The following is a 13,664-nucleotide window of genomic DNA, read 5'->3' as shown; positions in this document are numbered from 1 at the left end:
ACGAAGCAAATACGCCTAGTGCGCTCAATCCTGCGGCGTAGTGCAATCGAGCACTTGCTGGTGGAAGGCCACGACGGTGCGCGGTGGGCTGACGCTGCGATGGCGGATGATGTTGAAACACAGCTGCGGGGCGTATTGCTCCGGGCACAGCCTGCGCAGCTCAGCCTTGTCGACCCAGGGCTGGGCATAGTGCAGCGGCAAAAAGCCAATGTACTGCCCGGAGACAATCATCATCGCCCGCGCTTCCACGTTATCCACGCTGCCCGCCGCGCGTTCGGCCTGCAGTTGGTCGAGGTCGAAGCGGCCGAGAAAGGTGCGCGCCGCGACCCTGGCCTGGCTCAGCAACTGTGGCGTGATACTGGCGTCATCCTGGTCGAACAACGGATTGCTGCGCGAGCAGAACAGACCGTGGGTTTCCTTGTACAGCGCGGTGTATTCCAGCCCTGGCAGGCGCGAAGGAAACGGGCCGACCGCCAGGTGCAAGCGGCCATCCATCACCCGTTGTTCGAGAGCGCTGGGGGTATCGATATGGATCTGCAGATGCACCTGCGGCGCCATCTCGCCGAAGCGGCGAATGGCCTGGGTCAGCGGGCTGGCGGTGTCGGTCAGGGTGGCGTCGATCACCCCGACGCGCAACACACCGCTCAACTGCTGGCGGAGGGTGGCGGCCTCCATCGAAAAGGTCTCGACCGCTGCCAGCATGCGTTGCGCCGCTTCATACAGCACCGCGCCCTCGTCAGTCAGGCGAAACCCCGAGCGACCGCGGTCGCACAAGCGGACGCCGAGGCGGGTTTCCAGCAGGCTCATTTGCTCGCTGATCACCGAAACACTGGTGTTGAGCGCCGATTGCGCTGCCGAAAAGCCGCCACACTGCACCACCGTTTCGAAGATCCGTAGTGACTTCAGATCGGCATCCTGTATGCGCATCAACGTCGTTCCCGGTTGCGGAAAAGCCACATCAAGGTTGCAAGTCAGGGCAAATGTCAATCGGCAGCTGCTGAACTAGCGTGCGTCGTCATCCATTATCGCGGGCGTTGCAGCCGAACCTGCCAACAGGCCACCGTCAATGTTGAACTCACTGCCGGTGATGTAGGTGGCGTCATCCGAAGCGAGTAACAGGGCGATGGCCGCCACTTCTTCAGGCATGCCGAACCTTCGTGCCTTGCGCAGCTCCGGTGATGAGTGCGGTTTTGGCGTGCTGTTTGTTGTCCATAAATGATCCTCCTTGGCCTTGAAATGGGTAGGCGGTGGGAGCGGGCTTGAACTGGTCAAGTAATCCTGGACACCCGTTAAGGTTTACGCCGCCAGCTTCTCTGCCTCGACCGGCGACCGGTATCCGTTGTAGCTGTGAGGCCTAGTGGTGTTGTAGCGGGTGATAAAGCGCTGCACATCCATTCGGGCCTCATGCTCCGAGTCGTAGCCATCTTCGGGTACCCACTCAGATTTCAGGCTTCCAAAAAACCGCTCCATCGGGGCGTTGTCCCAGCACTCGCCTTTACGGCTCATGCTCTGCCGGTGCCCATGCTCGCGCAGCTCATTTCTGAACTTGTGGCTGGTGTACTGACAGCCTTGGTCAGAGTGAAATAGCACACCCTTGGGGCGTCCGCGCAGCTCGGTTGCCATGCGTAAGGCCGCGCAGGTCAGTTCAGCATCCGAGATCATCGAGAACGACCAGCCGACAATCCGCCGTGCAAACAAGTCCAAGACAGCCGCGAAGTACAGCCAGCGCTTACCAGCCTTGATGTACGTTACATCTCCGCACCAGACCTCATTTGTCGCCCGCACATCGAATTGCCGTTTGAGCTCGTGCGGTGCGGTCAGGGCTTCAACGCCTGAAGATTTGTATTTGTGGCGTCTGCGTTGACGGCTGCTGATCCCAGCTTCTTGCATCAGGCGGCGCGCCTTGAAGCGGCCGACTGGGTGTCCACTGGCTTGCAGCATCTTGGCCAAGGTGCGCGAACCTGCCGCCCCTCTCGACTCACGATGATGTCTGATCAACTGGGCCTTGAGTTTTTCCCGTCCGGGGTAACGCCGGTCCTTACGCTGGCGCCAGCAGTAGAAACTGCTGCGGCTGACCCCAAGCACCCGACAACACTCATTAACGCCGTATTGCTCACCCAGCTCATCGATCAACGCGAGTGATCTTTGGCGTCCAAAAGCAGGAGAGCGCTGGCCTTTTTTAGGATTTCGATATCCCGGTCTTTCTGCTTGAGCAGGGCTTTGAGCCGTTGGATTTCCTGCTGGTCTGCCGTTATTGCCTTGGCACCCACAGGGGTTAAGCCTTGACGCTCCTGGCGCAGTTGATCGACCCAACGACGCAACGCTGTAGGGCCAATGCCTAAACTGGCACAGACCTGTGGAACTGATTGGCCTTCGTCCAGCACCATGCTGGCCGCCTGTAGCTTGAAGTCACTCGAGTAAGAATTACGCATATCCAAACACCTCAGGTTTGGGCGCCATCATAGCGCCCGATTGAGGTGTCCAGGATCATTAGGCCAGTTCAGCTTGCCCCGCGATTGAGGTTTAGCAGGCACATCGCATCGCGGGGCAAGCCCGCTCCCACCGCCGCCCCTACTGGCAATTGCAACTATGCTCTGAGTTCGAAAGGTAAAACCAGTTTTGACGCTCCTCCCAGCAAAGAGGACGCAGCATGCGAAACAGGCTGTTGCCCATTGACCTGCGCGGGCTGATTTTCTTCGTCGTTGTAGTGTCTGTCCTGGCGACGCTGGCCAATGGGCTGATCGTCGCGTATCGAATCCAGCGCGATGCGTTGACTCACTCGGCATTAGACGCCAACAGCGCCTATGCCGCCAAAGTGGCGTCCAGCATCGGTGATTTCCTGACGGCAGCGCAAAGCCGTCTCAAGTACAGCGCTGGCGCCTTGTCGGCTGATTGGAATAACCCTGCTGCGCTTCGCACTGAAGCCATGCGCTTACAAGCCCAGGATGCAGACTTCAATTCCATCGTGATTGTCGATGACAAGGGCAAAGTGCTGCAGGCCTATCCGGATACCCTGCAGATTGTCGGCGCTACTGTTCGCCCCGATGGGCTTGCGCTCGTCCTTGCGCAACGGCGCCCGTTGATCAGTGCTGCCTACCTGTCCGTCTCAGGCAACCTGGTCGCGGCCATTTCTCAACCGATATTCAACGCATCCGGGCAGTTCCTCGGGGCAATCGGTGGCTCAGTCTATTTGCTCAGGCAAAGCGCGTTGCACAGTGTCATCAGCAACCACTTTCATCAGGAGGGTACGCTGGCGATGGTGGCCGATGGCAATCGACGTCTGTTGTATCACCCAGACCCCAAGCGCATTGGTGAGGCGCTGGACGGGCATGAGGCCGTAGCTGCGGCTTCGCAAGGGAATATTGGCTCGATGCAAGTCACTACCCATACAGGCATTTCGATGCTGACCGGTTACGCGCCGGTTCCATTGGCGGGGTGGACGGTGGTGGTGCAACTTCCCGCCGAACGTGCGTTGTCTTCGCTGCGGCAATTGCTCAAAGAGGTGCTGCAAGGAATGATTCCGACAGGCATCGTTGGCCTTGGTTTTATCTTCGCGGCCACCGCGTTGATCACACGGCCTTTGCGCCAGCTTTCGGCGATTGCCCTGCAGTTGGCGGCGATGGAAACCACCACCCATCTGCAACGGGTGAATGCCTGGTACCGCGAAGCTTCGGCAATACGCCAGGCGATGTTGACCGGCGTGCAGTTGTTGCAGCAAAAGCTTGGCCGGCTTACCCAGGAGGCGCAGACCGATGCCCTGACGGGACTGGCCAACCGCAGGGCGATGAATGCCTTGCTCGACTTGCTTGATCAGGCAGAACAACACTATTCGGTACTTTCGCTGGACATCGATCACTTCAAGCGTATCAACGACACTTTCGGCCATGACGCAGGCGACGTTGCACTCAAATTCATCGCGCAAGAGCTCAATCGCAACTCCAGAACCGGTGATCTGGTAGGCCGTGCTGGCGGAGAGGAATTCACGGTGGTCTTGCCTGACACCACCCTGGAAGTCGCCATCGCCATTGCTGAGCGGATTCGGGAAAGCATCGCTGCCAGCGAGGTTCCGGGTGTGGGCAAACTGACGCTTTCGATCGGGGTGGCTTGCAGGTCCGCAGCGTCACCCTCCCAAGAAGCGGTTCTGAGGCTGGCTGACGAGCGCCTCTACCGAGCCAAGGAGGAGGGACGCAATCGGGTTGTCTCATAGCCATGGTAGGAGCGGGCTTGCCCCGCGATGGCCAGCCGCACTAACAGAGCACGTGATGGCTTGCGATTGCGGATTGTCTGTTATTTCTCATCAGAAAGCTGGCCTCCGGGGAGGAGGCCAGCTGACACTTACTCGACTACTTCAAGCGCATTGACGGCGCGGATAAACAGGTCATCGTAGCGCTGTTTGATGCGGCGGAAGTGGCCGGTCGCGACCAGCGCATCGATGACTTCGGTGGTAGCTTGCATGGTATTTTTGTAGCGAAGGTCGCCGAGAAACTCGCGACGGATGATCGGGTCGAGCGTCATCAGTTGTTCCTGTGGGAACTTATCGTACGTTTGCGCACGCTGGTTGATCGCCAGGTGCTGGATGCCGTGCGCTTTCAGGTAAGCCAGCAGGTCTGGCACATGGAGATAAGCGTTAGGGCCACCGTAAGGCAGTTTGATCATTGTCTGATCCTCATTCAGAAGCGGATGTGATGAGGGCGAAGCCTCTGACTGCACGCCGCCGGCCATCAGTGCGCGGTACATACCAATTGGCATGACTGCAAATACCGCTTCGCCATCGTCACCATGAATGAACTGAACAGAACTCATTTTAATCTCCAATGCGCCTTCGTTGTTCTTTGTTTTGCTTCGTTATGCATGCAATGTAATTACAATGTGGAAATGAGTCAAGCCATAAACTAAGAAAATGTGCAGGCTGTCGTCGTTGGTAGATGCAAAGTAGGCCTCAAGTGCTTCGCGCCGACGCTTGCTATGCTTCTGTGACGTTCCGAGCGTGCCGGGATGACCCACATGCAACCGCTACAGGATTATGTGGTGTACGTCGTTACGGCCCAGGAAGGCTGGATGTCTGAGCTGTCAACGCTGTTGACCGCGCTTGCCGCGTTTGCCTCGGTGTTGGTGGCGTGTATCGCTGTACGCTTCAGCGCCCGGCAAATAAAGACGTTCGAGTTGCACAACCGGCGGATGGCAACGCCGCATTTGTCGGCGTGGAACAGCACCGATGTGAAGGCCCGGTCCTACAGTTACACCCTGGAAAATAATGGCCTGGGGCCTGCCATTATTCGTGAGGTCAGCCTCTGGGTCGACGGCGTGCTGGTGCAGGGGGAAGGGCCGGACTTGCTGGAGGCGGCCAGTAAAATGTTGCTCGGCGATATCCCTTACGAGCAACGCGCCGAACTGTTTATCGTCGGCGAATTCATACCCCCCGGCAAAAAATTCACCACCACCACCGTCATGCCTGAGAACCATGACCCGGTGGCGATCATGGCCATTGCCAAGGCGCGATTACGTCTGTTGATTCGTTACGATAGTATTCTTGGCGACAGCTTTGTCTACGATTCGGATCAGTGGCGGGACCGACAGTAACGATGCTCAGGAGGAACGCGTGATGACCAGTCCAAGTGCACTCACATTGGCCGGATTTATTGCCTGGGCCTTGGCACTGCTGGTGCTGATGGAACTGCTGCGTGGGTTTCTGGTGATGTTCAAGGGTGTACCAGCCAATCAGTTCACTCCGGATAACGCCAACCTGTCACCGTTCATGCAGCGCCTGGCGCGGGCCCACGCCAACTGCGTGGAAGGGTTGCCGATTTTTGGCGGCTTGTTGCTGCTTGCGTTGCTGACCGAGCAGACGGCAATTACTGATCCGCTGGCCTATGTGTTTCTCGCGGCACGCCTGGTTCAGTCATGCATTCACCTGGCCTCGCAAAGCGTGGTTGCGGTGTTCTGCAGGTTTGCCGCGTTCGCTGTGCAGTTGGTCATTGGCATGTGGTGGGCTGCGCGTTTGTTGGGGATATGATGGCCTGCACGGTGATGGCGATCTGAGTGAGGGATCGCTATCGCGGGGCAAGCCCGCTCCTACCGAAACGGCATGAGGTTGCGGCGTCAGTGTATGTGGGGAGTGGTGGGGCCTGACTGTGCATCGGCAGGCAACACGCTGACCTGCACCTCGACGCTGCCAGCTTTTTCGAACTGCAATGTCAGCGGGAAGTGTTCTCCGGCTTTGAGCGGCTGCTCCATGCCCGACAACATCACATGGTTGGCGCCGGGTTTGAAGGTCACTTCGCTATGGGCCGGGATGTCCAGGGCTGGCATGTGTTGCATGCTCATCATGCCATCGCTGGCAGCCTGGGTATGCAGTGTGGATTTTGCTGCGCGCGGGCTGCTGACGGCGATCAGGCGATCTGTCTGGCTACCCTGATTGTGCACGCTGAAGTAGGCGGAGCCGCCGGGCAGCTCGACCGGCAGTTCGCGGGACCATGGCTGGCTGATCAGCAGTTCGCCGATTCGATAGTCATCAGCGAAACCTGCGGTGCTGCAAACAAGCAGGGCGCCAAGCGCCAGAACACGTGCAATCATGATGAACTCCTTGCCTAGTTGCGGGTTTGTGAGGTGGTGATCGGTGCTCGCGGCTGCAAGCGCTCGGTTTCTTCTTCCAGGTACGTCAGCAAGGCCGAGATTTCGACATCACCCAAACGCAGGTTGGGCATGGCCAGGCGGTTGTATTGCTCGAACAGCTGCAAGGCCAGCGGGTCTTGTTCTACCAGCATGACGTTGGGTTCCTTGATCCAGCGCGCCAGCCAGGCGGGGTCCCGTTGCCGGGTGACGCCGAGTAAGTCCGGGCCAATGTTGCGCATCCCGGCGTGTTCGGTGTCGCCTAGCGTGTGGCAGGAGGCGCAGCGCGTGCGGTAGATCTGTTCGCCAACGCTGGGCTGACGCACGTTGGGTGCGTTGGCGTAATCGTTGGTGTTGGTGCTGGCCAGTTTCCAGTTGTGCAGGCTTTTGCCCAGGCGGTCGGCCAGCACATAAGGGTTCTCCATGGGCGATGCTTTCATCCAGCGTCCGGTGCTTTGGTTGCCGATGATCAGGCTGAGGTTATGGTCCTTGGTCTGGCCATCATCCACGCCTTTGATGAACAACCCGAGCTTTTGCCGCAACAGGCTGATTTCGTCTTTGTTGCCGGTGAGAAACTGCCAGCCGGGGCCGATCTTGAATTTCTCGGCATAGTGTTTGAGCACCTCCGGAGTGTCGGTTTCCGGGTCGATGCTGATGGAGTAGAAAAACACATCGCGGCCCACGCGCTCGCCGAGCAGTTTCTGCACCTGGCGCAGGCGTGCGGTTTCCAGGGGACAAGAGTCGGTGCAGGTGGTGAAGATGAAGTTGATTGCCACCACTTTGTCTTTGATCAGGTCATCGAAAAACCGCAGCGGCTGACCGTCCTGGTTGATCAGCGTTGTGTTGGGGAAGTAGTCCCGCCCCCATACCTGTTCCGCTTGGTTTTCGCTGACGGCTGCCAGTGCCACACCGCTGCTGAGCAGCAGCGATTGAACGAGTGCCATCCAGGTTTTCCAGCCCATGCGATTGATCTCCTGAACCTCAGTGTCGAGTGTTTCAGCCCTTGCCCCGTGCGCTCGGGCAACACAGCTGCCAACGCGCACGGGGCGTGGTTTCAGCGCACGGTCAGGGGCACCGTGATGGCTTTGCCGTTGACAGGCTTGATGGTCACCGTCGGGTTCGGCGCTGGCCCGCTGCCGGTGGTGTTGGCCGACAAGCGCCAGTTGCCACCGGACATCACCGTGGCCGTGCCGAGGTTCAGCGTGCCGTTGATACCTGTTGCGGTGACCGCGAGGGTGTCGCCGATTTTCAGCGCGCTGCTACCCACCAGTTCCCAGGCATAGCGGCTGTTACTGCGCACGGTGACCGTAGCGCTGCTGACCTTCAGGTTCTGATCAACCTCCACCGGCACCGGCGTCACGGCAATGCTGACGTTGGCCGCCAGTTGCGACACGCCACCGCGGGCATCCTTGACCTTGTATTCGAAGTGGGCGCTGTAGGCTTCGTTGACCGTTGCCGGCGGCGTGAAGGTGACCTGAGTGCCATTGCTGCTGACGCTGCCCTGACCAGAGTCTGGTTGCCCGAGGCTGACGACCGAGAGCGGCATGTCACCGTCGGGGTCGCTGTCGTTGGCCAATACGTTGAGGGTGATCGGCACCCCGGCTTTGGTGGCGCCGCTGTCGTCTCTGGCCAACGGCAGTTGGTTGTCCTCGTCGTCACCGTCGCCCGGGCCTTCAGCGTCTTCATCACGGAACGCGGGCAGTGCGGCCGAACTGATGTAGGTGACGCCGTCCCAGGTGGGCATGGGCGATGGCATCAGTTCGAACTGGCCGGGGTGCTCAAGGTCGAACCGCAGCAGCATGGAGTTGTCTTCATGCTGGGTGTTGTGGCAATGCTCCATGAAGGTGCCGGCGAATTCGCGAAAGCGGATGGCCATTTCCAGTTCACCGGAGCTGTCCACTTCCGGGCCGACCCGATAGAGGTCTTTGCGTGCCCATTTTTCCCACTCAGGCGGCGCCTTGCCGTCGCGGTTGAGGATTACCCCTTCTTCGAAGTGCACGTGCACCGGATGACTCCAGCCATTGCCACCGTTTTTGATTTTCCACACTTCCAGGGTGCCTTCACCGGCATAACCGGCATCGGTCGGGCCGCTGGCCAGTTGCGGCGCGGCGGTGATCCGCCGGGGGTCCATGGAGTAGCCGAAGCCACCGTCGGTCTTGATCGTCCAGGGCGCCGTGTCGGTGCCGTCGGAGCGGCCGAACTCAAAGCTGCGGTGGCGCGCCTGCTTGAGTTTGGCCTGCATGGCCGGATCGTTGCGGTCGATGGTCAGCGGGATCATTTTCTTGCCCGCGGCTTTGCCCGGTTTGGCCGGTTCATAGGCCACCGGGTCCATGCTCAGGTCGGTGCCGCTGTAAGGCTTGACGTTGAACTGCAGGAACTTGCCGACCACCGGATCGCCATCGCGCCAACGTGGGCCTTTGCTGGTCTGGTCGATGACGGCCTTGTACTTCTCGGAGAGCACGTCGGCCAATGACACCGCTTCTTCGCTCGGGCCTTTGCCGGTGTCGTGTTCCATCAGGTTGACGAAGAAGATCTTGTCGCCGGGTTGAATGCCGTGTTTGGCGAAGTTGATGATGATGTCGTAGCGCTCGGCGATGGCCATGGTCGGCATGATGCCGTTGTCGTCCTTGAGGTCACCGTTGCCATTGAGGTCCATGCTGCCATCGAACGGAATGGCATGTTCCATGATGTTGCCGTCGTTACCGATCATGTGGAACGGTACCCGGTTGTAGGACACCCCGGAGCCCTGCGGGCCGCGGAATTCACCACCGGTCCCACGCACTTCGCGGACCACGGCGATCTTCATGTAGCGCGACACCGAACCGTTGAGAATGCGCAGGCGATAGCTGCGCGCGCGTACGTCAAAGTAGGGCTTGTACAGCCAGTTGACCATCATCTGGTCACCGATGAACCCATCGATGTTGAACGGGTTGAACCACAGTTGGCCGCTCTGGTCCCAGGCCTTGTCGGCAAAAGTCAGGTTGACGTCATAGTCGCGGTTGCCCCAGGGCAGGGCCGAGCCGCTGGGCAGGCGCAGGTTGACGCCGTCTTCCAGCGCTTCGTTGCCGCGGTCAAGGGCGCTGTAGTAGTTCATCATCGCCGCGTTGCCCTTGTAGACGTTGTGCGCGGTGAAATCGAGCATGTGGTCGTGGAACCAGTGGGTGCTCATGGTTTCGCGCCAGTCACCACGGACTTTGATGCTGCCGTTCTGGCAGGTCTTGAGCCCCGGCGTGGAATCGTTGACCCAGAGCGTTTCGCCTTCAGCGCAGGGGAAGGCGGCGCGGGGGTCTTCGGCCTTGGTGTTGATCGAGTCGTAACCGGCCAGTTGCAGCGGCCAACGGTAGTCGTAGTACTGGCCGGGGAAGAAGTAGGCGTTGGTGTAGCCATCGCTTTCTGCCGGGTTATGGCCGTTGTGCTCGTGGGTGCTGAGGGTGTGCAGGCCAAAGCCGCCATTGGCGGCCGGATCGATGGGCAGGGCGTTGTAATGGCGCATCAGGATTGGTTGGCCGTAGCGCGCCATCAGCAACTTGGGCGGTAGCGTGCCATCGAAGGTCCACAGCGCGTTGTGGTTCTGGATCGGCATGTTTGGGTGAAAGCGGATGCCGATGCCTTTGGCCGTGCCCTCGGTGGCCGGAATGCCGGCGGTGTTGTGGTACAGGCCGCCGGGGCCGAACTCGCCTTTGGCATAGCCGTGCATTTGCCGGCGGTCGCGCAGGCCCTGATTGACCCGCGCCCCGGCTTGCGCGGTCTTGATTGCTGCCTGCGGGTAGAACTCGTTCCAGCGCTGGTGGGACCAGCCTTTTCCTGGTGGCCGGCCCTCTGCTGGCGAGCCCACCGGCTGGCGGTTGAGGAAGGCTTCGATTTGCGCTTTCCATGGGTTGCGGTCAAGCACGTTGGCGTACTGGGTGGGAAATGGCGACAGCCCGGGTTGGCGCAGAAACGCTTCCAGCGCCGCGCCGGTGGGGCCGCTGCGGGCGACGCTATTGGGGTCTTGCTCGGGCGCCGGGCCGGTGGTGGGAATCGGGAAGGGCAGCGTGCCGGCTTCGACCGTCGGGTCGAGCTTTTCCGGGCCGAATTCTTCGTACAGCAGCATTTGCTGAGTAAAGGGCTGAGCGCCGAACAATGGGCTGGCCAAGCCATTGGTGGGGTAATTGAAAGAGGTTTGCTGAGCGGGCTGCAGCACGTTTTCCGTGCGCGGGGTGGTGCGGTCACCGTAGGCGCCGTTGGGCAGCGCGAGCGCGCCGTGGTTGCCTTCGGGCAACAGCTTCAATGCATCCAGCGCCTGTTGCGCGGCCAGCGGGTCGGCGGGCATTGGAGTGTAGGCCGAGGGGTCGGTGGCAGACGGCGGGCTGGTGTCGTCGATGGGCGCGGCACTGCTGGTGCCGACACTGCAGGCTACCCACAGTGCAGAGGCAATGCTTGAGCGTTGGAAACGGTGAAGTATCGAGCGGCGCTGCGCCGTGTAGGTGTACATAGCGTTTACCTCGTCCCGGCCTGTTCGCTGGCGGTTTGTGCCCAAAAAAACATCAAATTGCCATTGTGTGATGGCATGGGGCAAAAACCGCACCAACAGTGAGGGTTCGAGTGCGCTAAATGAAAAAATTCAAATTATTCAAAGTGTTGTGCTGAGTCGCTGCGGCGCCCGACTCATTGCTGCCAAGGGGGAGTGGGGGCGTTCCCCCGTCTTTGGTGATGGTTGAACCGCTCCCCCGCACCCACGTCTTAATCAGTCCAGATCGGACGCGTCGTGCCGCTCCGCCAGCTGCTTGGCTTCCTCGCCCCAGGTGCGGTTGACCCGCTGCCCGCGGATCACTGCCGGGCGCTTGGCGATCGCTTGCGCCCACCGTTGTACGTGGGTGTATTGCTGTACGTTGAGGAACTCACCCGCCGAATACAGGTTGCCCAGCACCAGTTGGCCGTACCACGGCCAAACCGCAATGTCGGCGATGGTGTAGCTGGCGCCTGCCAGGTAGGGGCTTTCGCTCAGGCGGCGGTCGAGCACATCGAGTTGGCGCTTGGCCTCCATGGTGAAGCGGTTGATCGGGTACTCGAATTTTTCTGGCGCGTAGGCATAGAAATGCCCGAAGCCACCGCCCAGGTACGGCGCGGAACCCATTTGCCAGAACAGCCAGTTAAGGGTTTCGGTGCGCCCGGCGGGATCGCTGGGCAGGAAGTGGCCAAACTTCTCGGCCAGGTACAGCAGGATTGAACCCGACTCGAACACGCGAATGGCCGGTTCTACGCTGCGGTCGAGCAACGCCGGGATCTTCGAGTTGGGGTTGACCTCGACAAAGCCGCTGGAGAACTGGTCGCCTTCGCCGATGCGGATCAGCCAGGCATCGTACTCGGCTGCGCTGACGCCGAGGGCCAGTAGTTCTTCGAGCATCACCGTGACCTTGACGCCATTGGGCGTGGCCAGGGAATACAGTTGCAAGGGGTGCTTGCCGACCGGCAGCACCTTGTCATGGGTGGGGCCTGCCACGGGGCGATTGATGTTGGCGAATTCGCCACCAGACGGGGCGTCGTGGGTCCAGACCTTGGGCGGTGTGTAGGGGGCTTTGCTCATCGGGCGAATCTCCTGCATTTCGGGCCAGAGGCAAAGCCTAACCTTTTTTGGTGGGATCAAGCTTGCCCCGCGATAGCGATCTGCCTGAGAAATCGCTATCGCGGGGCAAGCCCGCTCCCACAGGAGGATTTAGAGGAACCAGCGGTATTCGCGGGCGTTGATGTCTTGCATGAAGGCCAGGTGGTCCTGACGCTTGTTTTCGCAATAGACCATGACGAACTCGCTGCCCAACTGCTGGTTGACTACCGGGTGCTGGCGCATGGCGCTGACGGCCGCGAGCATGTCTTTGGGGAAGTCGATGCCGCTGCTGCGATCTTCGTTGAGCGGGGCGATGGGCTCTTTCGCGGCATCCAGGCCGTGTTCCATGCCGCTGAGAATCGCCGCCAGTACCAGGTACGGGTTGGCGTCGGCACCGGCCAGGCGATGTTCGATGCGCAGGTTGCGTGGGTCTGACTCTGGGATGCGAATGCACGCATCACGGTCTTCGTAACCCCAGCTGGCGCGGCTGGCGGCGTTGACCATGGCGCCATAGCGGCGCATGGCGTTGTGGTTGGCGGCGAAGATCGGCATGCAGTGCGGCAGCAGCTCCAGGCAGCCGGCTACGGCATGGCGCAAGGGGCGCTGGTCATCGGCGGCAAGCAGGTTGTTGCCGTCGCGGTCGTACAGGCTGACATGCACGTGCATGCCGCTGCCGGGCGCCTCCAGGTACGGTTTGCTCATGAAGCTGGCACGCATTGCGTGCTTGAGCGCAACGCCACGGGTGCTGCGGCAGAACAGGGCGGCCCAGTCGGCGGCGCGCAGGCCGTCGTCGCAGTGGCCGAAGTTGATCTCGAATTGGCCAGGGCCCAGCTCGGCGGTGATCACGTTGGCATCCACGCCTTGTTCGTTGGCAGCCTCGACCATGTCACGCAGCACGTCGGAGTAACGCGACAGGCGCTCGATGTGCATGTTCGGCTGGTCGTCAGCGTCGTCACTGAACGGGTCGCGAGGGAACTGCGGCAGGCCTTCCTTGAGGGCACGGTCGAACAGGTAGAACTCCAGCTCGAACGCCACCACCGGGCGAATACCACGACGCTCCAGGCGCTGCAGGACTTGCGCGAGCACTTCGCGGGGTTCGAACTCGATGGGTGCTTCGGTGCCGTCGGAGCTGATCAGCATTTGCCCCAGCGGCTGGTTTTCCCAGCGTACCGGCTTGAGGGTGCCGGGGATCAGGCGCCGTGGTGCATCCGGGTCACCGTCGTGGAAGCAGTAGTCGCCAATCGGGAATAGCCCGCCTTGCACACCCAGCAGCACGCAGTTCTGCGGCAGCTTCAGCGGGCTGCCAGCGGCGACTTTTTCGAGCATGTCGATGGGGTAGCGCTTGCCATAGAAGTGCCCGGGAATGTCCAGGCTGATCAGGTCGACATAGCGCACCTCGGGGAATCGAGTGCGAAAATCACGTACTTCAGTGAGCAGATCGGGAAAGCTTTTTGTTGTTGTCATCGATTGC

Annotated in this window: 11 protein-coding genes and 1 pseudogene; 3 read left to right on the top strand and 9 right to left on the bottom strand. The window is 60.4% G+C overall.

Features of this window, described 5'->3' with window-relative positions:
• Positions 1 to 24: 24 nt before the first annotated feature.
• The 3 genes and pseudogenes from ACVWSC_RS18195 to ACVWSC_RS18185 all read right to left on the bottom strand — a co-directional run bounded on the left by ACVWSC_RS18195 (position 25) and on the right by ACVWSC_RS18185 (position 2,432).
• Positions 25 to 927 carry a LysR family transcriptional regulator gene (locus ACVWSC_RS18195; protein ID WP_442108381.1) on the bottom strand — a complete coding sequence of 301 codons (903 nt, stop codon included), beginning with the start codon at positions 925 to 927 and terminating at the stop codon, positions 25 to 27.
• A 75-nt stretch (positions 928 to 1,002) separates the two neighbouring features.
• A pseudogene (locus ACVWSC_RS18190) lies at positions 1,003 to 1,158 on the bottom strand (SDR family oxidoreductase); the annotation flags it as partial.
• A 138-nt stretch (positions 1,159 to 1,296) separates the two neighbouring features.
• Positions 1,297 to 2,432, bottom strand: a protein-coding gene (locus tag ACVWSC_RS18185) for an IS3 family transposase (RefSeq protein ID WP_442108379.1) whose coding sequence is annotated in 2 segments (ribosomal slippage) — positions 1,297 to 2,159 and positions 2,159 to 2,432 — 1,137 coding nt in all. Because the reading frame shifts where the segments join, the coding sequence is not laid out codon by codon here.
• Between the two features lie 218 nt (positions 2,433 to 2,650).
• Between ACVWSC_RS18185 and ACVWSC_RS18180 the strand changes: the two genes are divergently transcribed.
• On the top strand, positions 2,651 to 4,207 hold the full coding sequence (locus ACVWSC_RS18180; RefSeq protein WP_476461706.1) for a GGDEF domain-containing protein: 1,557 nt from the start codon (positions 2,651 to 2,653) through the stop codon (positions 4,205 to 4,207).
• A gap of 128 nt (positions 4,208 to 4,335) precedes the next feature.
• Here ACVWSC_RS18180 and ACVWSC_RS18175 read toward each other — a convergent pair whose 3' ends face one another.
• Positions 4,336 to 4,803 carry a hypothetical protein gene (locus ACVWSC_RS18175; RefSeq protein WP_442108375.1) on the bottom strand — a complete coding sequence of 156 codons (468 nt, stop codon included), beginning with the start codon at positions 4,801 to 4,803 and terminating at the stop codon, positions 4,336 to 4,338.
• Positions 4,804 to 5,004: 201 nt separating this feature from the next.
• Between ACVWSC_RS18175 and ACVWSC_RS18170 the strand changes: the two genes are divergently transcribed.
• Complete coding sequence (locus ACVWSC_RS18170) at positions 5,005 to 5,580, top strand: hypothetical protein (RefSeq protein WP_442108373.1); 576 nt, start codon at positions 5,005 to 5,007, stop codon at positions 5,578 to 5,580.
• 22 nt (positions 5,581 to 5,602) lie between these two features.
• Positions 5,603 to 6,013, top strand: a complete 411-nt coding sequence (locus ACVWSC_RS18165; protein ID WP_442108371.1) for an MAPEG family protein — start codon at positions 5,603 to 5,605, stop codon at positions 6,011 to 6,013.
• Between the two features lie 86 nt (positions 6,014 to 6,099).
• Here ACVWSC_RS18165 and ACVWSC_RS18160 read toward each other — a convergent pair whose 3' ends face one another.
• The 5 genes from ACVWSC_RS18160 to ACVWSC_RS18140 form a co-directional block, all read right to left on the bottom strand.
• Positions 6,100 to 6,573 (bottom strand): copper chaperone PCu(A)C, encoded by a 474-nt coding sequence (locus ACVWSC_RS18160; protein ID WP_442108369.1) that lies wholly within the window; start codon positions 6,571 to 6,573, stop codon positions 6,100 to 6,102.
• Positions 6,574 to 6,587: 14 nt separating this feature from the next.
• A complete protein-coding gene (locus ACVWSC_RS18155; protein ID WP_442108367.1) occupies positions 6,588 to 7,553 on the bottom strand; it encodes an SCO family protein in 966 nt (321 codons plus the stop codon).
• 110 nt (positions 7,554 to 7,663) lie between these two features.
• Positions 7,664 to 11,083, bottom strand: coding sequence for an Ig-like domain-containing protein (locus tag ACVWSC_RS18150; protein WP_442108365.1), 3,420 nt, complete (start codon positions 11,081 to 11,083; stop codon positions 7,664 to 7,666).
• 252 nt (positions 11,084 to 11,335) lie between these two features.
• Entirely contained in the window at positions 11,336 to 12,175 is an 840-nt protein-coding gene (yghU, locus tag ACVWSC_RS18145; RefSeq protein WP_442108363.1) for a glutathione-dependent disulfide-bond oxidoreductase, read from the bottom strand.
• Positions 12,176 to 12,304: 129 nt separating this feature from the next.
• Positions 12,305 to 13,657 carry a glutamine synthetase family protein gene (locus ACVWSC_RS18140; protein ID WP_442108361.1) on the bottom strand — a complete coding sequence of 451 codons (1,353 nt, stop codon included), beginning with the start codon at positions 13,655 to 13,657 and terminating at the stop codon, positions 12,305 to 12,307.
• Positions 13,658 to 13,664: the final 7 nt, after the last annotated feature.

The sequence above is a fragment of the Pseudomonas sp. NUPR-002 genome (genome assembly GCF_056322725.1).
The sequence above is the reverse complement of the archived record's forward strand: the minus strand, read 5'-3'. Positions and strand labels throughout refer to the sequence as shown.

Coding starts and splice junctions, on each gene's coding strand:
- yghU (WP_442108363.1), bottom strand. CDS start 12,175: ATGAGCAAAGCCCCCTACACACCGCCCAAGGTCTGGACCCACGACGCC.
- ACVWSC_RS18140 (WP_442108361.1), bottom strand. CDS start 13,657: ATGACAACAACAAAAAGCTTTCCCGATCTGCTCACTGAAGTACGTGAT.
- ACVWSC_RS18195 (WP_442108381.1), bottom strand. CDS start 927: ATGCGCATACAGGATGCCGATCTGAAGTCACTACGGATCTTCGAAACG.
- ACVWSC_RS18170 (WP_442108373.1), top strand. CDS start 5,005: ATGCAACCGCTACAGGATTATGTGGTGTACGTCGTTACGGCCCAGGAA.
- ACVWSC_RS18175 (WP_442108375.1), bottom strand. CDS start 4,803: ATGAGTTCTGTTCAGTTCATTCATGGTGACGATGGCGAAGCGGTATTT.
- ACVWSC_RS18150 (WP_442108365.1), bottom strand. CDS start 11,083: ATGTACACCTACACGGCGCAGCGCCGCTCGATACTTCACCGTTTCCAA.
- ACVWSC_RS18160 (WP_442108369.1), bottom strand. CDS start 6,573: ATGATTGCACGTGTTCTGGCGCTTGGCGCCCTGCTTGTTTGCAGCACC.
- ACVWSC_RS18165 (WP_442108371.1), top strand. CDS start 5,603: ATGACCAGTCCAAGTGCACTCACATTGGCCGGATTTATTGCCTGGGCC.
- ACVWSC_RS18180 (WP_476461706.1), top strand. CDS start 2,651: ATGCGAAACAGGCTGTTGCCCATTGACCTGCGCGGGCTGATTTTCTTC.
- ACVWSC_RS18155 (WP_442108367.1), bottom strand. CDS start 7,553: ATGGCACTCGTTCAATCGCTGCTGCTCAGCAGCGGTGTGGCACTGGCA.